Here is a 21,071-nt window from a genome sequence, read left to right as displayed (position 1 = left end):
CCCGGTCGTAGCCTGAGCGGCGCAAGCCCGCATCTCAACTTTCAGGGGGAAAGCATGCGTTGGCGCACCTTGGCGACCGCCGCCCTGCTCGCCGCGGTCACCGCGACGGGTCTGGGCGCGCCCGCCGCGAGCGCGGCCGGGCCGGGGGAGCCGGGAGGGCTCGTCCCCGCCGCCGACCGCGAGGTCACCTTCACCGCGGACGGCACCACGGCCTACGGCACCCTGCACGTCCCCGCCCACCGGGCCGGGCGGCGGCTGCCCGCCGCGCTGCTGCTGCCCGGCAGCGGCCCGACCGACCGCAACGGCGACGAGCCGCCCGCGCTCACCCCGGGCACCCTGGCCGCCGTCGCCGGCACCCTGGGCACGGACGGGGTGATGACCCTGCGCTTCGACAAGTACTTCACCGGTCGCACCGGCGCCGGCGGCTACCAGGGCGACCCCGGCCGGCTCGACCTGCCCGCCTTCACCCGCCAGGCGGCCGCGGCCTACACCACCCTGCGGGACCAGCCGGAGGCCGACCGGCGCGCGCTCATGGTGGTCGGCCACAGCGAAGGCGGGCTCCAGGCGCTGCTGGTCGCCCGTACGGTCCGGCCCGCGCCGGCCGGCCTGGCACTGCTGGCCCCGCAGGACGAGCGGCTGCTGGACCTGCTGACCGCCCAGCTCGGCGACCAGCTCGACCAGGCGGTCGCGGCCGGACAGCTCACCGAGGAGGTGGCGCGAGCGAACAAGGCGGGGGTGGCCGCCGCCGTCGCCGACTTCCGGGCGGGCCGGCCCACCGACACCGGTGCCCTGCTGCCGCCGCTGGCCGGGCTGCTGAACGCGCTGTTCGGCCCGAACAACGCCCGCTTCGTCCGCAGCGACGACGCGGTCTACCCGCCGGACGCCGCCCGGGCGGTGCGCCCCGGAACCAGGGTGACCGTCACCTGCGGCACCGCCGACACCAACGTGCCCTGCGCGACCGTGCCGCCGCTGCTCGGCGCCCTGGGCCGGGCGCACACCACCGGCCCGGGCCTGCGCACCCTGGACGGCGTGGACCACTTCCTCCACCCGGCGGGCACTCCGGTGAACGACCACGCGCTGGCCCCGGCGGTGGAGGCCGCGCTGCACGAGTTCGCCCGCCCCTGGAGGCGCTGAGCCCGGTCCGGCCGCTCGGCGGCGCCGGCCGTTCCGAGCGGCCCCGCAGGGGGTCCCCGCGGGGGCGGGGTCAGCTCGGGCGGCTGGCGGCCAGCAGGTCGCGCAGGAGCGGCAGCAGCTCCTCCGGGTCGGCCGCCGCGAGTTCGCTGAACGCCCCGCTGGAGCGGGCCAGCACGATGCCGGCGAAGGCGGCCGCGGCGAGCTCGGCCCGCAGTTGCGGCCGGTCCACCCCCTCGGCGGTGAAGCGCTCGTGCAGCGGGTCCACCATCCGCCCGTACAGGTAGGCGCGGGAGGCCTGCTGCACCTCGGTGTTGTCGCCGGGCTGCACCGCGGCCTGGAAGGACGGGCCGGGGCCGCGCTGGGTGAGCCGCACCAGCAGGGTGCGCAGCCGTTCCTCCTCCAGCAGGTCGGCCGGGGGCTCGTTGCCGAGTTCGAGCTGGACGGTGGCCAGGTAGAGCTGGGTCTTGCCGCCGAAGTAGCGGGCGATCAACGCCGGGTCGACACCGGCCCGTTCGCCGATCTCCCGGGTGGTGGTGCGTTCGTAGCCGCGTTCGGCGAAGAGCTCCAGGGCCGCCTGGATCAGCAGTTCGCGGCTGCGGGCGGCGTCCCGGCGGCGCGGGGGCGCGGGCCCGTCGGACGGCGCGGTCACCGTTCGGTCCCCGCCCGCAGCACGGGTACCTCGCCCTCGCCGGCCACGGCGTCGGCGATGCTCTCTTCCACCATCAGCTCCTCGTCCACTCGCACCCCGTTCCGGGCGGCGGCCGCGGCACTGACCCGCGGCAGGATGATCGTAGTCAGACCGATCACCACCCAGACCGCGCAGCCGATCAGCGCGGCGTCCCGGTAGCCGCTGTCGGCGGGCAGCAGCTGCCCGGGCGCGGTGTGGGCCTGGAGCACGGCGCCGCACAGGGCGCTGCCGGTGGAGTACCCGATGGTGCGCAGCAGTTGGTTGAAGCTGACCGCGCTGCCGACCTCCTGGGCGGGCACGGCGGCGACGATCAGACCCGGCATCACGGCGAAGGTGCAGCCCACCCCGAGCCCGGCGATCCCCATCACCACCAGGTGCTCCCACAGGTGGTCGCGGGCGAAGAGGAAGGCCAGCATCGAGACGAGCGAGACGGCGCAGCCGATCGGCAGGACGAGGGCGGAGGAGGTGCGCCGGGTGAGGACGGGCACCATCTTGCTGGACAGCAGGCTGAACGCGGAGAAGGGCAGCAGGACCAGCCCGGCCACCACGACGGAGGCGCCCAGGCCGTAGCCGGTGCCGGTCGGGGTCTGGACGTAGCGGATCACCAGGGAGATCAGCAGGTACATCCCGACGCCCGCGACCAGGCCGGCCACGTCGGCGCTCAGCACCACGGGGTTGCGCAGGCTGCGCAGGTCGACCAGCGGGTGGGCGGTGCGCAGCTCGTGCCGGACCCAGGCGGCGAGCAGCAGCACCGACAGCGCGGCCACCGTCCACAGCCGGCCGGAGGCCCAGCCCCAGCTCTCGCCCTCGCTGAGCACCAGCAGCAGTCCGACCAGGGCGAGGCTGAGCAGGACGGTGCCGGGCACGTCGAGCGGCCGTCGTTCGCGGTGCTTCGCCGCGGGCAGCACCAGGACGGCGAGCAGCAGGGCGAGGCCGCTGATCACGGCGCCGAACCAGAAGCCCGCGTGGATGCCGAAGGACTGGGCGATCAGCCCGGTGATCGGGTAGCCCAGGCCGACGCCCGCCACGGTGGTGATGGACAGCAGCGCGACCGCCGAGCGGGAGGCCGCGGCGGGCAGGGCGTCCCGGGCGGTGGCGATGGCCAGCGGGGTGAGGCCGACGCCTACGCCCTGGAGCGCGCGGCCGGCGATCAGCCACCAGAAACCCAGCGGCAGCGCGGCCAGCACGCTGCCGAGCACGACCACGGCGGCGGCCGCCAGGGTGACGGTACGGCGGTCGGGCCCGTCGCCGAGGCGGCCGAGCACCGGGGTGGCGATCGCGCCGACCAGCATGGTGATGGTCAGCGACCACTGGGCCTCGGCGAGCGAGACGTGGTCGACGGCGGCGATGGTCGGGATCATCGGGGCGCCGAGGCTGCTGATCACCGCCACCACGGCGCTGAGGAACACCAGGACGGGCACCAGGGCCCGCTCACGTCGCGTCGACAGGCCCGTCGGGGTCTCCATGGACGCGCCCTCCCTTGTCATAGATCGAGCGTTCGGACCGGGGGCGGTGCGCCGCCCCGGGCACCCCGGGGCACGGCCGGCCGAGGGATGTCACCAGCCGATGTCATCAGTTGATGTCTTCCGATGATGACATACCCGGAAGGGGTGGCGGGAGAGGGGTCCGGGCCCGAGCAGCTGTGAACCGGGCCAGGGCCGTCCGGGTGATAGCCCGGTCGGTCCCGGGCGGCTTCACCGGGAGCGCTCCGTCCGGGTGGTTGGCTGTCCGGCGGGCTGCGGCCGACCGGTCGTCGTCGGCCGAACGGACCGTCGGCGCACGCCCGTTCCCTTCCCGGTGGCAGGCGGCCGACGAGCGGCGCCCCGCTGACTCCCCGGGGGACTGGAGGTGGTCGGTGGACACGGCGCGCAACGGTGACGAACCGCCGGGGAAGCGCCCCCGACGGCCCGCCGCCGCGCTGGGCGCCCTCGCCCGGGCCGTCGGACGCGGCGGCGCCGCGGTCACCGCCCGGCTGTCCGGCGCGGCGGCGGCACTCGCCGGGCGGCTCGACCGCCTGCCCGCGCCGCCCGGACCGTTCCGGCCCCGGTTCTGGCGCAGCCCGATCCGCGGGCCGTGGCTGACCTCGGTGTTCGGGCTGGTGCTGCTGCTCGGGATCCCGGTGCTCTTCGTGACCGGAGCCCTCTCGTACGCCGCCTACAACCCCGACCTCGACCCGCTCAACGACCAGACGCCGGACAAGGGCGTGCTCGGCTTCTACCTGTTCGACTGGCCCACCAGCCCGTCCTGGCTGTACCGGCTCACCCAGGGCGTGCACGTGACCCTCGGCGTGGTCCTGGTGCCGGTCCTGCTGGCCAAGTTGTGGTCGGTGATCCCCAAGCTGTTCGAGTGGCCGCCGGTGCGCGGCGCGGCCCACGCGCTGGAGCGGCTGTCGCTGCTGATGCTGGTCGGCGGCGCCGTCTTCGAGTTCGCCACCGGCATCCTCAACATCCAGCTCCACTACGTCTTCCCGGGGTCCTTCTACACCCTGCACTTCTACGGCGCGTGGGTGTTCATCGCCGCGTTCACCGTCCACGTCGCGCTCCGGCTGGGCCGGATGGTCCGCGCCCTGCGGTCCCGCTCGCTGCTGGTCGAGCTGCGCACCGGCCGGACCGGCACCCGGCCCGAACCCCCGGACGCCGACGGGCTGGTGGCGCCCGAGCCCGCCCCGCCGACGATCGCCCGCCGAGGGGCGCTCGCGCTGGTCGGGTCCGGCTCCCTGGCGCTGCTGGTGGTGACCGCGGGGCAGAGCATCGGCGGCCGGTTGCGGGGCACCGCCCTGCTGGCGCCGCACAACCGGGACCGGGACTCGGGGCCGAACGGGTTCCAGGTCAACAAGACCGCGGCCGCCGTCGGCGTCACGGCCGCGCTGGTCGGGCCGGACTGGCGGCTGGAGCTCCACGGCAGCGGGCCCGTCCGGGTGTTCACCCGGGAGCAGCTGCTCGCCCTGCCGCAGCGCTCGGCCCGGCTGCCGATCGCCTGCGTGGAGGGCTGGTCCACCGAGGACCAGCAGTGGAGCGGACTGCCGCTCGCCGACCTCGCCGCCCTGGCCGGACTGCCCGACGCCGCGAACGTCCTGGTGGAGTCGGTCCAGCCGCCCGGCCCGTACACCTCCGTGGTGCTGCGGGGCAACCAGATCCGCGACCCCCGCTCGCTGCTCGCCCTGCGCGTCAACGGCGCCGAGCTCTCGCTCGACCACGGCTACCCCGCGCGGATCATCGTCCCGGCCAACCCCGGTGTGAACAACACCAAATGGGTCGGCCGCCTGACCTTCCGGACGGGGCGGGCATGACCGGGCCGAGGAGCCGCCGGGCGGCCTTCACCCGCTGGTACGGCGCCGGACCGCTGCACCTGCTGGCGCTGCTCGCCTCCCTCGCCCTGACCGGCTACGCCGTCGAGCGGCTGGTGACGGTCCGGCCGCTCGCGGTGGCGGTCTGGTTCGTCGGCGCCGCCGTCGCCCACGACCTGATCCTGCTCCCGCTGTACTCGCTCGCCGACCTCTCGGCCCGGTCCGTGCTGCGCCACCGCGCCGCGCCGACGCCGACCGTCGGCTGGATCAACTTTCTGAGAGTCCCGGCGTTCCTCTCCGGTCTGCTACTGCTCGTCTGGTTCCCGCTGATCCTCGACCTCTCCGCGCCCTACCCGGGCGCCACCGGGCTCTCGGAGGGCGTCTACCTCGGCCGCTGGCTCGCCGTCACCGCCGCCCTGTTCGGGGCCTCCGCCCTCGCCCTCGCCGTCACGCTGCGCCGCGCCCGGCGACGGGGCGCCCGCGACGTTCGGGAACCGTAAGGACGTGCTTCGCCCGGTCCGCCCCGATCCGTTCCTACAGTGGTCGGGACCGGACCCCCGAGGAGAGGTTGACCAACGTGACGGTACATCAGGAGAGTTCCCGGGCCGAGCTGGGCGTGATCGGCGGTTCGGGGCTGTACGCGCTGCTGGACGAAGTGGCGGAGGTGCGGGTGGAGACGCCGTACGGTCCGCCCAGCGACGCGGTGTTCGTGGGGGAGGTGGCCGGGCGCCGGGTGGCGTTCCTGCCCCGGCACGGGCGGGGCCACGGGGTGCCGCCGCATCGGATCAACTACCGGGCGAACCTGTGGGCGCTGCGCTCGCTGGGGGTGCGGCAGGTGCTGGGGCCGTGTGCGGTGGGCGGGTTGCGGGCGGAGTTCGGCCCGGGGGCGCTGGTGGTGCCGGACCAGTTCGTGGACCGGACCTCGGGGCGGGTGCAGACCTACTACGACGGGCTGCCGCTGCCGGACGGATCGGTGCCGGGGGTGGTGCACGTGTCGATGGCCGATCCGTACTGTCCGGCGGGGCGGGCCGCGGTGCTGGGGGCGGCGCGTTCGGTGGCCTGGGAGCCGGTGGACGGCGGGACGCTGGTGGTGATCGAGGGGCCGCGGTTCTCCACTCGGGCGGAGTCGCGCTGGTTCGCGGCCAACGGCTGGTCGGTGGTCGGGATGACCGGGCACCCCGAGGCCGTACTGGCCCGTGAACTCGGGCTCTGCTACAGCTCGTTGGCGCTGGTCACCGACCACGACGCGGGAGTGGGGAACGGCGAGGGCGTCACCCACGCGGAGGTGCTGGAGGTCTTCGCCGGGAACGTCGACCGGCTGCGCACCGTCCTGTTCAAGGCCCTGGAGGCCCTGCCCGCCGACCGGGAATGCCCCTGCCCGCACGCCCTGGACGGTCTGACCACCGGCCTGCCCGGTGTTCCCGGTGACTGACCGCCCGGTGCTCACCCGGACCCTGCCCTGCGCCGCCGCCCTCGCCGCCCTGGTCGCCGCCCTCGCGGGGACCGTGACCGGCGGCGGCACGCTCGCCGACCGGGCGCCGCTGTACGACTGGTACGCCCTGGACGCCGCCCTCTTCGCCCTCGCCCTGCTCCTGCTGCGGCGGGTGGAGGAGCGCCGGGTGGCACCGATCGTGCTGGCCGGGAGCGTCCTGGTCGCCGCCGTGGGGCTGCTCGCGCCGCCGCGCACCAGCGACGACGCCTACCGCTACGTGTGGGACGGGCGGGTCCAGGCCGCCGGGACCTCCCCGTACGCCCACGCCCCGGACGACCCGGCGCTGCTCCGGCTGCGCGACCCCGGCCTGTTCCCCGCCGGGGACGGCTGCACGGCCTGGGACGAGCACCGGACCGCCGCCGGGGACTGCACCCGGATCAACCGGCCCGCCGTGCACACCATCTACCCGCCGGTCGCCGAGGCCTGGTTCCTCGCCGAGCACCCCTTCGGCGGCGGGGTGCGCGGCGTGCAGGTCGGCGGCGCCCTGCTGGCGGTCGCCACCACCGCCCTGCTGGCCCGGCGCGGCCGGCGGGCCGCGCTCTGGGGCTGGTGCCCGGGCGTGACGGTGTGGGCCGTCAACGACGCCCACGTCGACACCCTCGGCGCGCTGCTCATGGTGGCCGGGCTCGGCTGCGCGGCCCGCCACCGGGCCGGGCCCGCCGGCGCCCTGCTCGGAGCGGCGGTGGCGACCAAACTGCTGCCCGCACTCGCCCTGCCCGGGGCGTTCTCGGGCCTGCTCGCCCGGCGGCCCGCCAAGCGCGACCTCGTCCTGACCGCCGCGGCCCTCGGCACCTTCGCCGCGGTCTACCTCCCGTACGTCGCGGCCTCCGGCCTCGGCGTCCTGGGCTACCTGCCCGGCTACCTCCGGGAGGAGGGCTACGAGCAGGGCCACCTGGAGCGCTTCGGCCTGGTGCGGGCGCTGCTGCCGGACCGCTGGGCGCCGTGGGCGGCCGCCCTGGTGCTGGCCGCGGTGGTGCTGTGGGTGCTGCGCCGGGGCGACCCGGCCCGCCCCTGGCGCGGCGCGCTGCTGGTCACCGGGACGGCCCTGCTGCTGGTCGCGCCCAGCTACCCCTGGTACGGGCTGCTGGTGGTGGCCCTGGTCGGGCTGGACGGGCGGTGGGAGTGGCTGGCCGTCCCGGCCGCCGGGCAGGTGCTCTACCTGGTGGGCGGCGAGGACGCCCAACGCACCGCCTACGGCGCCGCGCTGGCCTGCGTGCTGGCCGTCCCGGCGCTGCGCGCCCTGGCCGGGGCCCTGTCGCTCCGGCTGGTGCGCGGGGGCGGGCCGGAGATGACGAAAGTCTGACGGGACGCCCCCGCCACTGGCCCCGGACCGCCCCGACCTGGTCGAATCGTCGGGTGGACAGTACAGACGAAGAGGGCCGGGGCACCCCGGTCGGGCGCCGGGTGGTGCTCGGGCTGCTCGGCCTCGGCGCGCTCGGCGTGGCCGCCGGGCCGTTCCTCCAGCGGGTGGAGTCCGGGCTGGCGGAACGCGACCCGAGCGGCCTGTCCGGGCTGCTGCCCGGCAACAACGGCTTCCGCTACTACTCGGTGGTGACCTCCGTCCCCGAGCGGACCGCCGCCGACTACACCCTCACCGTGGGCGGCCTGGTCGAGCGCCCCGCCACCCACCGGCTCGCCGACCTCCAGGCCATGCCGCAGCGGCGGCTGGTCAAGGACGTCCAGTGCGTCACCGGCTGGCGGGTGCCGGACACCCCGTTCGAAGGGGTGCCGCTGGCCCACCTGCTGGACGCCGCCGGGGTACGGCCGGGCGCGAAGGCGGTGCGCTTCGACTGCTTCGACGGCGCGTACAGCGAGAGCCTCACCCTCGAACAGGCCCGGCGCGACGACGTGCTGGTCGCGCTGCGCCTGGAGGACAAGCCGATCAGCCACGACCACGGCGGGCCGGTGCGGCTCTACGTCGCGCCGATGTACTTCTACAAGTCCGCGAAATGGCTCTCCGGGATCACCGTCACGGACTCCGTCCAGCCGGGGTACTGGGAGGGCAACGGATACGACGTCGACGCCTGGGTCGGCCGGTCGAACGGGCGGGACGATGCACCGACGAGCTGAACTGGTCCTGCGCTTCACCCGGGCCGAGCGCTGGGTGCACCGCACCACCGCCGCGCTGATGGGCGTCTGCCTGGCCACGGCCGCCTGCCTCTACCTCGGGCCGCTGGCCGTCCTGGTCGGCAACCGGCCGCTGGTGGTCACCGTGCACGTCTGGTGCGGCCTGGCCCTGCCGGTGCCGCTGCTGCTCGGGCTCGCCTCCCGGGCGCTGCGCGCCGACTTCTCCCGGCTGAGCCGCTTCACCCCGGCGGACCGCCAGTGGCTGCGCGCCGCCCGGGCCCGGGCCGGGAGGCGCCCGGCCGGCAAGTTCAACGCCGGGCAGAAGCTGTACGCCCAGTGGACGCTCGGCTCGATGCTGGTGATCCTCGGCACCGGCCTGCTGATGTGGCTCACCCACCTCGCCCCGCCGGCCTGGCGCACCGGCGCGACCTTCGTGCACGACTGGCTGGCCGCCGCCATCGCCGTGGTGATCGCCGGGCACGTCCGGATGGCCTGGCGGGACCGCGAGTCACGCCTCGGGATGCGCACCGGCCTGGTCGAGCGCGCCTGGGCCGAGCGCGAACACCCGCAGTGGCGGCCCACCCGCCCGGAGCCGGTGCGGACGGCTGCCGGGGAACGGCAGGAGTAGCCGTCCCACCGCCGTCCCGGTAGGTGCCCCGGGGATCCCGTAGGCTCGCCCGGATGCCGTGGCGCCGGGGGTGGCGGGCGGCCCGGTCGGGTGGGGGAGCAGGCAGGTGTGGTCGGACGGTGCGCGGGCCGAGTCGGTCCTGGCGGGCGCGGCTGCCGCCTGTGACGCGCAGTTGCGGTACTGGGCCGGGCAGTTGACGGGAACGGTCGGACAGGTGGCGGCCCACCAGTTCGGCTGGTCCGGCGCCGGTGCCGGACCCGGCGCCGCGGATCCGCGGCAGGGGGGCAAGAAGGTGCGGGCGGCCCTGGCCCTGAGCTGCGCCCGGGCGGTGGGCGGGGATCCGCAGCGGGCGGTTCCCGCCGCCGTGGTGGTGGAACTGGTGCACAACCTGTCGCTGCTCTACGACGACGTGCTGGACGGCGACGCGGTCCGTCGCCACCGGGCGGCCGCGTGGGAGGTGTTCGGGCCCGCCGCCGCGACCCGGTCGGCCGACGCGCTGCTGCTGCTGGCCTTCGAGGTGCTCGGGGGCCCCGGTGCCGAGGCGGCCGGCGGTGCGCAGGCCGGCGGCGAGGCGGTGGCGGAGGCGGCGTCGAAGGCCTTGCTGGACACCCTCATCCAGCTCGCGGTGGGTGAGGGACTGGACGTGCTGTTCGAGGCGGAGCCGCGCATCGGACTGTCCGAGTGCCTGGAGATGGTGTCGGGCAAGACGGCGTCGTTGATCTCCTGCGCCTGTCGGCTGGGCGCCCTCCACGGCGGCGGGGGACCGGAACAGGTCGAGCTGCTGGCCGCGTTCGGACACGACCTGGGCATGGCGTTCCAGCTGGTGGACGACCTGCTGGGGACCTGGGGCGACGAGGCACGCACCGGCAAGCCGGTCTTCGCGGACCTGCGGGCGCGCAAGCTCTCGGTGCCGGTGGTGGCCGCGATGGCCTCGGGCACCGCGGCGGGCGAGGAGCTGGCCCGCCGCTACACCGCCCCGGGCGGTCCCGACCGGTCCGGGGAGGCTGAGCTGGCCGGCCTGGTGGAGGAGGCGGGCGGCCGCCGGTGGACGCAGGAGCGCGCGGCCGGGTACGCGGACGCGGCCCGGGACCGCCTGCGGAGCCTCGCGGAGCGCTCCGGTGCGGTGCCCGAGGCCGTCGAGGACCTCGACGCGTTGTGCGGACTGATCGTCAACCGGTCCCACTGAGGCGGGCGTCCGGCCCGTCGGGGGCGGTGGGGGCGGTGGGGGCGTCGGGGGCCGTGGGGGCGGACCAGGGCGGCGGGGTGTCGAGGATGTGCCGGCGGCCCTGCCGGAAGAGCGCGGCGTCCACCTCCTTCAGGCGGCGCAGCTCCGACGGCTCGTACAGGGCGTGCACCTCGGCCGGTTCGGCGTCGTGCCCGGCGGCCTCCAGCAGCGCGTTCGCCGCCGAGCGGCCGCTCTGGTTCGCACCCTCCATGGTGGCCAGGTTCACCGGGCAGCGGACGAAGTCCCCGGCCATGAACAGGTTCACCGCGGCCGTCCGCGCCTGCGGGCGCAGCGCCCAGGAACCGGTGGTGTTGATCAGCAGGGCCTCGTCGTTGGTGGCGGGCCCGGGGCCGTCGAGGTTCTTGACGGCCGGGTCCAGGTACCAGGAGTGGAGCAGGCCGTCGTGGAGGGTCCGCCGACGGCCGTCGTTCAGGGCGTCGGCGAGCTGGGCCCAGACCTCGGCGGCGACCTCGGCCCGGGTGCACTCACGGGCCGGTTTGCCGTGGAGGATGCCGGGGGTGTCCCAGGAGGAGATGTCCACCGACAAGCAGTCGGCCACCGTCCCGTCGCCGTAGGTCGCGGCGAAGTCGGTGTCCCAGAACTGCGCCTGGCTGATGGAGGTCAGGGCCCACGGGGAGTCCTGGTAGATGACGTGCCCACGGGTGATCGGGGTGGGTTCGGTGAGGTAGAACTGCAGGCCGACCATCCAGTCGGTACGCAGGTCCGCCGTCCGTTTCAGCTCCGGGTCGGCCTCGGCCAGGCCGCGTGCCAGCAGCGCCCCGATCCGGTCGACGGGGAGCGCGCACACGTACCAGTCGGCTTCCGCCTCCCGGCGCCGCCCTCCCGGACCGCGCAGCACCGCGCCCGCCACGGTGCGGCCCCGTACCGTCAGGCCCTCCACCCGCCAGCCGAGTTCCAGCCGCACCCCCAGCCGCGCCAGGTGCCGGACCCACGGGTCGATCCAGGCGGTGCTGGTCGGGCCGTTCAGGACCCGGTCGGCGGCCTGGGCCCCGCCCCGGCCGAGGAAGCCGTAGCCGAAGGCCTCCAGGAACCCGCCGACGGTGTGGGCGCTGCACTCCTCCGCCCTCGCCGCCACCACCGTGCGGGTCGCCCCCACGACGCACACCTTCCGGTACTCCTCGGAGGCGCCGTTGGCGGCGGTGAAGTCCCACCAGGACGTCTGCTCCCACTGCCCCAGCCGCCGCTGCGCGCTGCTGGTCATGTAGACCAGCATCCGGTTGGCGAAGTAGAGCAGTTCCTCGTTCAGTTCGCCCTCGGCGCCCAGTTTCATGCCCCGGGCCCGCAGGATCTGCAGCGGGGTCCGCGGGCCGGCGGACAGGGAGACGTCGGCGACCGTCTCCCCGACCCGTCCCGACCGGGCGGACAGCATCTCCGGAGCCTCCCGGAGGTTGCCCTCGACGCCCGAGGGCGAGCCCTGGAGCGGGATCCGCCGCATCGTGTCCGGCAGACTCCGGTAGAAGCCGGGGAAGAACCGGAACCCGTGTTCGCTGGGCAGGTCGAGCCGGCCGCCGCGGCCCGTCCCGGGGACCGAGGCGCTCCGCGCCTTCCCACCCCACCCGGAGGGCTCCACCACGGTGACCTCGAAGCCGCGCTCCGCCAGCTCCATGGCCGCCGTCAGGCCCGCCACCCCGCCGCCCAGCACCATGACCGTCCGGCCCGAACGCCCTGCCACCCCGCACCCCGTCCCGGCCCTACGGCCGCTCACCCGATCCGACTTGGTCCGCCCCTGCGGTGCTCACCGGTGTCCCGGGCGCCGCCCCGGTCGGGGCAGGGGCAGCAGCAGCCCCCAGACGTCGCGTTCGGCCGTGGCGGACCAGACCATGTCGCCGTGGCCGTAGTCCGGGACCACCCGGTAGTCGACCTTGGCCCCGCCCCGGTCGATCAGGCGGGCGCCGAGGTCGTGGTCGCCGCGGCCGAACTCGGCGTTCAGCCAGACCACTTCGGCCCGGATCGCGGCCCAGTCGAGCAGCTCGGGTTCGGCCCGGTCGGACCAGAGCGCCGCCAGGTCGCGCAGCAGCGCGGTCGGCTGGAGGCCGCTGCCGAGCCGGGCGACCGCCTCTTGCCAGACCGGGAGCGGGGAGTGGGCCAGGGCGAAGCGGTCGTCGGCGGGGGCCGCGCCGAAGGCGTAGCTGCCGGTGCTGTGGCCGCGGTGGTGGATCCAGTTGGTCGGGCCGGGCAGGTCCCGGGTGCGGGTGAGCGCGTAGTGCAGCAGCCCGAGGTTGCTGAACGGTGCCGCGCCGTCCACCGGCCGGGGCAGCCCGCTCGGGGCGTCCGGGGCGGTGCTCGCACGGGCGAACAGGCCCTTGAGTCCGGGGTCGACGGTCCACTCGCCCGCCGTCAGCCGCTGTTCGAGCAGCTCGTGCAACTCCTCGGCGCGGGCCAGCAGTTCCGGCTCCCGCTCCCGGTCGTACGGGCCGGTGGTGTCGAGCACCAGCACCCGCCGCGGGCCCTCGCCGCCGAGCCGGGCGGCGGCGGTCAGGGCGAGCGCGGCCCCGGCCGAGTGGCCGAGCAGCTCGTACGGCAGGCCGGTGACGGAGCAGGCGGCGGTGACGACCCGTTCGAGGTCGGCCAGCTGCCCGTCCAGGCCCCAGTCGGCGCACCGGGGGCCGATCCGCTCGGGGGTGAGCGCGTCCTCGCGCGGGGTGGTGCCGAGCACCAGGCAGCCGTGGTCGGCGAGGAAGCGGGCGAGGCTGCGGCCCTGGGCGGTGCAGTAGTTGGCGGCGACGTTGAGACCGCCGCCCGGCAGCAGGTGGGCCACCCGGTCCGCGGTGCGCGGGTCGCCGAGGACGTCGACGGTGAACCGGTCCCCGGACGGTCCGACCGGGACGGTGAGCCGGTGGTGGTCGCGGTCGATCCGTACCACCGCCGGGTCGTCGCACCCGAGTGCCGCCGCCAACTCCCCGACGATGTCGCTGCCCACCGCTGCCCCCTCCTGTGCCCGGCCGCCCGGGACGCCGGACGGTGCGCACCAGTGTGACGCATGGTCCGGACGGGCTCGCAGGTCGGTCGGCCGGTCGGTCGGTCGGTCGCCCGGGGGCTCCGGGGGCGGCTCAGCCCTTGCGCAGGGCGAGGAAGCGGCGGCCGTGCGAGGTCCAGCGCTCCGCCTCCGCCAGGCCCGCGGCGCGGGAACGCCGCAGGGCGGCGGCCGTGCCGAGCCGGGCCCAGGGGAAGGCCGGGCCGAGCCGCCCGTCCGGTCCCTCCACCCGGACGACGGCCCGCTCGTCCACCTCCTCCGGTTCCACCTCCACCAGCAACAGCCCGTCCGGGGCGAGGAGTTCGGCGCTCCGGCGGAGCAGTGCGTCCGGGTCGCCGCCGATGCCCAGATTGCCGTCGGCGAGCAGGGCGGCGCCCCAGCGGCCCTCGGCGGGCAGCCGGTCGAACACCGAGCGGCAGAGCGCGGCGCCGCCGAGGCCCACCGTGCGGGCCACCGCCGCCCTGGTCACGTCCACGCCGAGCGCGGGCACCCCGAGGGCGAGCAGCTCCGCGACCAGGCGGCCGGGGCCGCAGCCGAGGTCCAGGACGGGCGCTGCGAGCCGGGCGCAGCGCCGCAGCAGGCTGTGGTCGGCGCCGGCCGCCGGGGCGCACCAGCGCTCGATGTCCAGGTGCAGCCGCCGGCCGTCCTCGCGGCGCAGCCAGAGCGGGCCGAAGCCGGTGCGGACGGCCTCGGCGAAGGGGTCGTCCACCCAGGGCGCGGCGAGGCTCAACCCGCCACCTCCGGAACGGGGTCGAGGGCGCGCAGCCGGGCGGCGAAGCGGCTGTGCGGGGCCTGGTCGGCGACCAGCCGGGCGTCCTCGACGGTGTCCACGTCGGTCAGCCCGGGCAGCCGGTGGACGGTCAGTCCCGCCTGCGCCAGGCGGTGCAGCAGGGCGGCGCCGGTGCCGGGGGTGGACATCGGCACGCCGTGCAGCAGCCGGGCCGCCAGCCGCTCGGTCGGCCGGGCCAGGCCCAGGGCCCAGAACCCGCCGTCGGCCGCCGGGCCGTACCAGGCGTCCAGGCCCGGCCGCCGGGCGGCGGACAGCGGCTCGGCCAGTGCGGCCGGGTCCAGCTGCGGGGTGTCCATGCCGACCAGCAGGGCCGGGGCGTCCGGGGCCAGCCGGGCGGCGTGGGCGAAGGCGGCGGCCAGCCGGCGGTCCAGGCCGCCGGCGCACTGGGGGACGACCTCCCAGCCCGGCGGCAGCCAGCCGCCCGGCTCGCCGTCCAGGACCAGCAGCCGCCGCCCGGCGGGCATCGCGGACAGGGCGTGCAGGGTGTCGGTCAGGGCGGCCTCGGCGAGCGCCGCGGCCTGCGCGGGAGTGCACGGTGGGGTGAGCCGGGTCTTCACCCGGCCGGGCATCGGCGCCTTGGCGATCACCAGCAGGGTCGGCGGCGGCGCCGCCAGCACCGCACGCATGTCGCGGACGGCCTGCCGGGTGCCGCGCAGGGTGCCGGTCACTTTGGAGCGGCCCGCGCGCGGCAGGTAGTCGACCGGGGTCTCGGCGATCCGCAGCCCGGCGGCCGAGGCCGCGAGCACCATCTCCAGCGGGTAGCCGGAACGCCGGTCGCCGAGCCCGAGGGCCAGCAGCCGTTCGCGCCGGGCGGCCCGCATCGGGCCGAGGTCGTGCAGCGGGGCGCCGGTGCGGGCCCGCAGCCGCCGGGCCAGCACGGCGTTGGCGAGCCGGGCGTGCACCGGCCAGGCGCCGGCGGTGGCGGGTCGGCGGCGCCCGAGGACCAGGTCGGCCGTGCCGGCCAGCACCGGTCCGGTGACCCGGGGGAGTTGGGCGGGGTCGAGCGAGCCGTCGCAGTCCAGGAAGCAGACCAGTTCGGCGGTGGCGGCGAGCAGCCCGGCGTGGCAGGCGGCGCCGAAGCCGCGCCGGGGCTCCTCGACCACGGTCGCGCCGAGCGAGCGGGCCAGTTCGGCGGAGCCGTCGCGCGAACCGTTGTCCACCACGACGGCCCGCCAGCCGGCCGGGATGCGTCCGAGCACCCAGGGCAGGGCGGCGGCCTCGTCCAGACAGGGCAGTACGACGTCGACGACCGGGGCGAGGGGGAGGGGAGGAGTCACGCCGGTCACGCTAACCGCGCCGGGCGGTGGCGGAGCAGAGCCGCGCCCTTACGGAAGTACGACGTCCGGGCGGTGCGCCCCGTTCGGGGGACGGCCGGGCGATGGCCGGGGGCGGCTGGGGGACGGCCGGGGAGCCGCCCGGCCGCGCGGCGGATCTTACGGAACTCGGACGTGCCGTCCGGGTGGCCGCCGTCGGCCGCCGTCGGCTCGTATCCTCGGCGAGGTGAACGAGAGCCCCACCGCCGCCGCACCGGCGCCCGCCGCCGCACCGGCGCCCGCCGCCGGGCCGATGCCTGCCGCCACCGCATCGGCGCCTGCCGCCACCGCTCCGGTGACCCGGCCCGGCCGCATCCTGGTGGTCGACGACGACCCCACGGTGGCCGAGGTCGTCGCCGGCTATCTGACCCGCGCGGGCCACCACGTCGACCGCGCCGCCGACGGCCCCCGGGGCCTCGCCCTGGCCCGTACCGCCCCCCGCCCGGACCTGGTGGTCCTGGACCTCATGCTGCCGGGCATCGACGGCCTGGAGATCCTGCGCCGGCTGCGCACCGACCCGGACGGCGCCGAACTGCCGGTCGTGCTGCTCACCGCCAAGGGCGACGAGACGGACCGGATCCTCGGGCTCGAACTCGGCGCGGACGACTACGTCACCAAGCCGTTCAGCCCGCGCGAACTCGTCCTGCGGGTCCAGTCGGTGCTGCGCCGCTCCCGGGCGGGCGCGGCGGGCGCGGCGGGCTCGGCGGGCACGGCGGACGCGGCGGACGCGGCGGAAGGGCCGGGCGGTGGGCGGCTGGTCTCGGGCGACATCGCGCTAGACCCGCAGGCCCGCCGGGCGTACCGGGGCGGACGTGAACTGGCGCTGACCCTAAGGGAGTTCGACCTGCTGGCGTTCCTGCTCCGGCACCCGCACACGGTGTTCTCCCGGCAGGAGCTGATGGAGCGGGTGTGGGGCTGGGACTTCGGCGACCTCTCCACGGTGACCGTCCACGTGCGCCGGGTGCGCGAGAAGATCGAGGACGACCCGGCCGCGCCGAGGCTGGTCGCCACGGTCTGGGGCGTCGGCTACCGCTACGACCCGGCACCGGCCGAGGGCGCGGGGACCGGCCGGAAGGGCGGCCCGGCGTGAAGGACCTGCTGCTGATCGCGCTGTTCGCCGCACTCGGCGCGGGCGGGGCGGGCCTGCTCGGCTGGGCGGCCGTCCGGCTGCTGCGCCGCCGCTCGCTCGCGCTGTCGCTGTTCTGCGTCGCCGCCGTGACGGTGCTGGCGGTCACCTCCGGGACCTTCGCGGTGGCCCAGGCGATGTTCCTGTCCCGGCACGACCTCGGAGTGGTGATCACGGTGCTGGCGATGGCCGCGGTGGTCTCGCTGGCCACCGCCGCGCTGCTCGGGCGCCAGGTGGTGGCCGGGAGCCGGGCGCTGACCGCGGCCGCCCGGACGGTCGGCAGCGAGGGCGGGTTCGCCGCGCCCGAGCGCCCACTCGGTCTGGAACTGGCGCAGCTCGGAGCCGAGTTGGCCGCCACCAGTGCCCGGCTGGCTGAGTCCAGGGCGCGTTCGCAGGCCCTGGACACCTCCCGGCGGGAGCTGATCGCCTGGATCTCGCACGACCTGCGCACCCCGCTGGCGGGCCTGCGCGCCATGGCGGAGGCCCTGGAGGACGGCGTCGCCGAGCGCCCCGAGGAGTACCTGCGGCGGATGCGGACCGAGGTCGAACGGCTCACCGGGATGGTCGACGACCTCTTCGAGCTCTCCCGGATCCAGGCGGGCGCGCTGGCCCTGTCGGTGTCCCGGGTGTCCGTGTACGACCTCGTCGACGAGGCGCTCGCCGGGGCCCACCCGCTGGCCCGGCAGCGCGGGGTCCGGCTGGAGGGCGGGCCGGTCGCCGCCGAGCCCGTCGAGGTGGACTCCGGGGAGATCACCCGGGTGCTGGGCAACCTGCTGGTCAACGCGATCCGCTCGACCCCCGAGGACGGCGTGGTCGCGGTCTCCGCCCGCCGGGAGGCGGACGAGGTGGTGCTCGCCGTCACCGACGGCTGCGGCGGCATCCCGGAGCCGGACCTGCCCCGGGTGTTCGAGACGGGCTGGCGCGGCAGCGCCGCCCGCACCCCGCCGCCGGCCGGCCCGGGCGGCGCCCGGGAGCGGGGCGAGGGCGGCGCCGGACTCGGGCTGGCCATCGTCCGGGGCATCGTGGAGGCCCACGCCGGACAGGCCCGGGTCCGCAACGTCGCCGGGGGCTGCTGCTTCGAGATCGTCCTGCCGGCCGCCCGGGGCTGAGCACCTCCGGGGGCCGAGCCGACCGGGTCCGCTCAGGCCCGCTGCGCCGCCGCCGCGAACTCCACCATCCCGTCGGCGAAGCCCACCCGGGCCCGCCAGCCCAGCTCCGCGCGCAGCCGCGCGGAGTCCGCGGTGATGTGCCGGACGTCCCCGAGCCGGTACTGCCCGGTCACCACCGGCGCCGGCCCGCCGTGGGCGGCGGCCAGGGCCCCGGCCATCTCGCCGACCGTCCGGACCTCGCCACTGCCCGTGTTGTACGCCCGCACGCTGCCCGGGGCCCGGTCGCCGACCGCCGTGAGCGCGGCCAGGTTGGCCGCCGCGACGTCCCGGACGTGGACGAAGTCCCGGCGCTGCCCGCCGTCCTCGAACACCCGCGGCGCCTCGCCCCGGGCCAGCGCCGAGCGGAACAGCGAGGCCACCCCCGCGTACGGGGTGTCGCGCGGCATCCCCGGCCCGTACACGTTGTGGTAGCGCAGCGTCAGGAGCCGGCCCCCGCAGGCGCGGGCCCAGGCGCCGGACAGGTGCTCCTGGGCGAGCTTGGTGGCGGCGTACACGTTGCGCGGGTCGGCCGGGGCGTCCTCGGCGACCAGGCCGGGGCGCAGCCCGGCGCCGCACTCGGGGCAGGGCGGCTCGAAGCGTCCGGCGTCCAGCTCGCCGGGGTGCCGGGGGCCGGGGGCGACCTCCCCGTGCTCGGGGCAGCGGTAGCGGCCCTCGCCGTAGACCACCATCGACCCGCCGAGGACGAGGCTGCGCACCCCCGCCCGGGCCATGGCGGCGAGCAGGACGGCGGTGCCCAGGTCGTTGCAGCCCGCGTAGGCGGGCGCGTCGTCGAGGTCCAGGCCGAGCCCGACCATGGCGGCCTGGTGGCAGACCGCGTCCACCCCGGCCAGCGCGGCCTCGACGGCCTCCGTGTCCCGGACGTCCGCGTGCCGGAAGTCGACGCCGTCCGGCAGCGCGGGGACCGCCCCGGTGGGGTGGACGGCGGGCAGCAGCGCGTCCAGGACGCGGACTTCGTGGCCCGCCGCCGCGAGGGCCCGTACGACGGCCGAACCGATGAACCCGGCGCCGCCGGTGACCAGAATCCTCATGACCGGGGACGCTACCGCCCGCGGCCCCGGCGAACGGCCGATCCGGCGTCCGTGTCACGCTTCGGTAAGGAACCGCGTGGGGACGCCCCGGTCGACCGTGAGGTAGCGCTGGGTAGAGATGACATGTACGCTGCGTGTCGCCGGATGAACAGTCGACGGGCCCGGCCGTTGCTCCGTGGGGGGAGTCACGCCCAGGCCCGGTCGCCGGTCGGGGCTCGGTCGCGCTCGTGGGGGAGTTGCGGCCGGGCCCGTATCCGGTTGTCAGTACTCTTCCCGCCGGCCCGCCCCACCAGACCTGACAACCGTCCAGCGGGCACCCGGTTCCAGGCGCATCCGTCCAGAACGGCCGCCCGGCGGTGCGGAGTTGAACCGTCCCCCGCACGCGGGCCGTTCAGTCGCGGGCGGCGGCGATCCGCTGCCGGAGCGCGCCGCGGCCTCCCGCGTTGCTGTCAGCCCGCCTTCCAGGCGAGGGGCTTGCCGTCCTTGTCGATCCACAGCAGGTTCGTCAGCGGCTTGTCGCTCGGCGCCAGGTAGATCGCGCACTCGTGCTCGCTCTGCCCCTTGACGAAGTCCTTGCCGCCCTTCGGGACGTCGCTCTCGCACTTCGGGAAGCTGCTGAGCAGGTCGACCTTGCGGGCCTGGGCGGTGTCGCTCACCATCACCCGAAGCTGCCGGTTGAAGTAGGGCTCGAAGATCCCGTTGCCGCCGGTGTGGGTGTAGGTGACGTTCACGTAGTACGGCGTCTTCCCGGTCATGTCCTCCGGCTTGAGGAACTTGGCCAGGTCACCGATGTCGCCCTTGACCACGCTCGTCGGGGCGATGCTGAGCGAGATGTCGCCCTTGTCGCCGTCGTGGTAGGTGCCCTGGGCCTTCGCCCCGACCGCCGGGGCCCCCGCGAAGCGACCGCCCGCGACGGCGCTCTGGCTCGGGCTCGAACCCGGCTGAGCGGGGTCGGAGGCCGCGGATGTGACGGACGGCGCGGCCGTGCCGGCCGTCCCTCCCGCCGAGGCGGCCGACGACGGCCCGGCGACGGGGGCGTCCGCGCCGCCCTGGTCCGGCCCGCAGGCACTCAGCAGAAGGGCGAGCGCCGCGGTCGCGGGCACGGCCGAGCGCAGCAGGAGGTCGGTACGCATGAAAGGGACTCCGTGGCAGGGGTTGGTGGGAGGACGAGGACTCGGCCGCCCGCAGTGACCCGTGGAACCTCGGAGCCACTGCCGGGCGCAGGCCCCATGCTCCGACAGCCGCAGCCGTCCCCGCCTGAGTACGCGTACTCAGACGCGGCCGGCGCTGCTACTCGATCACGCCAGTACAGGTGGACGGCCGCCGGATTGTCCGTCGAGCTGTGTCGCGGCAGGTCGGCACCATCGGCTGTGCCCTTCACCCGGTCGTGTTGCGAGTTGGTACGGCCGAGGACGGCCGGAGGCCTCGTCCACGGCTCCTGACGCGACTCGATCACCTGCCCGGTCCTGGAGCACAGGTAGGCGTCGATCGACGAGCTGTGCGGGACCGGATGGATCGGGTTTCCCTCGGGCCGGGCGAACGCGTGGCCGCTGTCCAGCAGCCCGCGTCCGCGGGTCCGGCCGGCGGCGGGCAGGCCGGCGGCGGGTGGTCAGAGGCGGAGTTCCATCCGTTGTTCCACGGTGTCCAGGCCGAACTTGTGGGCGGGCTGGGAGAGGGTCAGCTCGAACCCGGCGGTCGCGTACAGGTGGTGGGCGGCGTCGAGGCCGGCGATCGTCCAGAGCAGCACGCCCTCGTAGTCGCGCTGGCGGGCCTCGGTCAGGGCGAGGTCGAGCAGCCGGCGGCCCAGGCCGCGGCCGCGGGCCGCCGGGTCGAGGACCACCCAGCGCAGCTGGCCCCAGCCGGGGCGCTCCTCGGCGCGGACCAGGCCGACGGCGCCGACGACCCGGCCGTCCAGCTCGGCGACCCACAGGCGGCCGGGTGCCGCGGAGCCCTCGACGGCGCCGGCCAGCACCAACTCGGCCATGCCGGCGGCGACGTAGGCCTCCATGGTGGCGTCCATGCCGTACTCGCGGGTGTACAGGACGCCGTGCAGGGCCGCGACGGCGCCCAGGTCCCCGGGCCGGTCGGCCTCGCGGACGGTCACGGTTCCGGGTGCGGTGGTGGCCATGG

19 protein-coding genes and 1 pseudogene are annotated in these 21,071 nt (G+C 76.2%); 10 read left to right on the top strand and 10 right to left on the bottom strand.

Annotation, left to right across the window (positions count from 1 at the left end; all coding sequences use genetic code 11):
• Window positions 1–54: 54 nt before the first annotated feature.
• Window positions 55–1,134: an alpha/beta hydrolase gene (locus tag ACFXPX_RS15675; protein WP_380641604.1), complete on the top strand. Its 1,080-nt coding sequence runs from the start codon at window positions 55–57 to the stop codon at window positions 1,132–1,134.
• A 70-nt stretch (window positions 1,135–1,204) separates the two neighbouring features.
• On the opposite strand, the gene ACFXPX_RS15670 is transcribed toward ACFXPX_RS15675, so the two are convergent.
• Together ACFXPX_RS15670 and ACFXPX_RS15665 are read right to left on the bottom strand one after the other, a co-directional pair.
• A complete protein-coding gene (locus ACFXPX_RS15670; protein ID WP_380641602.1) occupies window positions 1,205–1,783 on the bottom strand; it encodes a helix-turn-helix domain-containing protein in 579 nt (192 codons plus the stop codon).
• Window positions 1,780–3,288, bottom strand: coding sequence for an MFS transporter (locus ACFXPX_RS15665; RefSeq protein WP_380641600.1), 1,509 nt, complete (start codon window positions 3,286–3,288; stop codon window positions 1,780–1,782). The genes ACFXPX_RS15670 and ACFXPX_RS15665 overlap by 4 nt, the downstream gene beginning before the upstream one ends.
• 506 nt (window positions 3,289–3,794) lie before the next feature.
• Here ACFXPX_RS15665 and ACFXPX_RS15660 point away from each other — a divergent pair.
• From ACFXPX_RS15660 to ACFXPX_RS15630, 7 genes are all read left to right on the top strand, one after another.
• Window positions 3,795–5,111 (top strand): molybdopterin-dependent oxidoreductase, encoded by a 1,317-nt coding sequence (locus tag ACFXPX_RS15660; RefSeq protein WP_380523006.1) that lies wholly within the window; start codon window positions 3,795–3,797, stop codon window positions 5,109–5,111.
• Window positions 5,108–5,608, top strand: coding sequence for a hypothetical protein (locus ACFXPX_RS15655; RefSeq protein WP_380641598.1), 501 nt, complete (start codon window positions 5,108–5,110; stop codon window positions 5,606–5,608). Before ACFXPX_RS15660 ends, ACFXPX_RS15655 begins: the two co-directional genes overlap by 4 nt.
• 77 nt (window positions 5,609–5,685) lie before the next feature.
• Window positions 5,686–6,540, top strand: a complete 855-nt coding sequence (locus ACFXPX_RS15650) for an S-methyl-5'-thioadenosine phosphorylase (RefSeq protein WP_380641596.1) — start codon at window positions 5,686–5,688, stop codon at window positions 6,538–6,540.
• On the top strand, window positions 6,533–7,903 hold the full coding sequence (locus ACFXPX_RS15645) for a glycosyltransferase 87 family protein (protein ID WP_380641594.1): 1,371 nt from the start codon (window positions 6,533–6,535) through the stop codon (window positions 7,901–7,903). The genes ACFXPX_RS15650 and ACFXPX_RS15645 overlap by 8 nt, the downstream gene beginning before the upstream one ends.
• A gap of 53 nt (window positions 7,904–7,956) precedes the next feature.
• Window positions 7,957–8,670, top strand: coding sequence for a molybdopterin-dependent oxidoreductase (locus ACFXPX_RS15640; protein WP_380522985.1), 714 nt, complete (start codon window positions 7,957–7,959; stop codon window positions 8,668–8,670).
• A complete protein-coding gene (locus ACFXPX_RS15635; RefSeq protein WP_380522986.1) occupies window positions 8,654–9,295 on the top strand; it encodes a cytochrome b/b6 domain-containing protein in 642 nt (213 codons plus the stop codon). Before ACFXPX_RS15640 ends, ACFXPX_RS15635 begins: the two co-directional genes overlap by 17 nt.
• Before the next feature lie 106 nt (window positions 9,296–9,401).
• Window positions 9,402–10,481, top strand: a complete 1,080-nt coding sequence (locus ACFXPX_RS15630) for a polyprenyl synthetase family protein (RefSeq protein ID WP_380591488.1) — start codon at window positions 9,402–9,404, stop codon at window positions 10,479–10,481.
• On the opposite strand, the gene ACFXPX_RS15625 is transcribed toward ACFXPX_RS15630, so the two are convergent.
• The 5 genes and pseudogenes from ACFXPX_RS15625 to ACFXPX_RS15605 form a co-directional block, all read right to left on the bottom strand.
• The gene (locus tag ACFXPX_RS15625) at window positions 10,465–12,213 is read right to left on the bottom strand and encodes an FAD-dependent oxidoreductase (RefSeq protein ID WP_380641592.1); all 1,749 of its coding nucleotides are present in this window, start codon (window positions 12,211–12,213) and stop codon (window positions 10,465–10,467) included. The two genes, ACFXPX_RS15630 and ACFXPX_RS15625, sit on opposite strands and share 17 nt — an antisense overlap.
• Before the next feature lie 63 nt (window positions 12,214–12,276).
• Window positions 12,277–13,461 (bottom strand): thioesterase domain-containing protein, encoded by a 1,185-nt coding sequence (locus ACFXPX_RS15620; protein WP_380641590.1) that lies wholly within the window; start codon window positions 13,459–13,461, stop codon window positions 12,277–12,279.
• Between the two features lie 130 nt (window positions 13,462–13,591).
• Window positions 13,592–14,245, bottom strand: a complete 654-nt coding sequence (locus tag ACFXPX_RS15615; protein WP_380400304.1) for a methyltransferase domain-containing protein — start codon at window positions 14,243–14,245, stop codon at window positions 13,592–13,594.
• Window positions 14,242–14,769 (bottom strand): DUF2064 domain-containing protein, encoded by a 528-nt coding sequence (locus ACFXPX_RS15610; protein ID WP_380641618.1) that lies wholly within the window; start codon window positions 14,767–14,769, stop codon window positions 14,242–14,244. The genes ACFXPX_RS15615 and ACFXPX_RS15610 overlap by 4 nt, the downstream gene beginning before the upstream one ends.
• A 135-nt stretch (window positions 14,770–14,904) precedes the next feature.
• A pseudogene (locus ACFXPX_RS15605) lies at window positions 14,905–15,582 on the bottom strand (glycosyltransferase family 2 protein); the annotation flags it as partial.
• A gap of 289 nt (window positions 15,583–15,871) precedes the next feature.
• On the opposite strand from ACFXPX_RS15605, the gene ACFXPX_RS15600 reads away from it, so the two are divergent.
• Together ACFXPX_RS15600 and ACFXPX_RS15595 are read left to right on the top strand one after the other, a co-directional pair.
• A complete protein-coding gene (locus ACFXPX_RS15600; RefSeq protein WP_380591543.1) occupies window positions 15,872–16,708 on the top strand; it encodes a response regulator transcription factor in 837 nt (278 codons plus the stop codon).
• Complete coding sequence (locus tag ACFXPX_RS15595) at window positions 16,705–17,853, top strand: sensor histidine kinase (protein ID WP_380522990.1); 1,149 nt, start codon at window positions 16,705–16,707, stop codon at window positions 17,851–17,853. The genes ACFXPX_RS15600 and ACFXPX_RS15595 overlap by 4 nt, the downstream gene beginning before the upstream one ends.
• A gap of 32 nt (window positions 17,854–17,885) precedes the next feature.
• Here ACFXPX_RS15595 and ACFXPX_RS15590 read toward each other — a convergent pair whose 3' ends face one another.
• The 3 genes from ACFXPX_RS15590 to ACFXPX_RS15580 all read right to left on the bottom strand — a co-directional run bounded on the left by ACFXPX_RS15590 (window position 17,886) and on the right by ACFXPX_RS15580 (window position 21,069).
• Window positions 17,886–18,941, bottom strand: a complete 1,056-nt coding sequence (locus ACFXPX_RS15590) for an NAD-dependent epimerase/dehydratase family protein (RefSeq protein WP_380641588.1) — start codon at window positions 18,939–18,941, stop codon at window positions 17,886–17,888.
• Window positions 18,942–19,390: 449 nt separating this feature from the next.
• On the bottom strand, window positions 19,391–20,074 hold the full coding sequence (locus tag ACFXPX_RS15585; RefSeq protein ID WP_380641586.1) for a hypothetical protein: 684 nt from the start codon (window positions 20,072–20,074) through the stop codon (window positions 19,391–19,393).
• Between the two features lie 476 nt (window positions 20,075–20,550).
• Window positions 20,551–21,069, bottom strand: a complete 519-nt coding sequence (locus ACFXPX_RS15580; protein ID WP_380641584.1) for a GNAT family N-acetyltransferase — start codon at window positions 21,067–21,069, stop codon at window positions 20,551–20,553.
• Window positions 21,070–21,071: the final 2 nt, after the last annotated feature.

Source organism: Kitasatospora sp. NPDC059146 (assembly GCF_042786665.1).
Taxonomy (GTDB): domain Bacteria; phylum Actinomycetota; class Actinomycetes; order Streptomycetales; family Streptomycetaceae; genus Kitasatospora.
The sequence above is the reverse complement of the archived record's forward strand: the minus strand, read 5'-3'. Positions and strand labels throughout refer to the sequence as shown.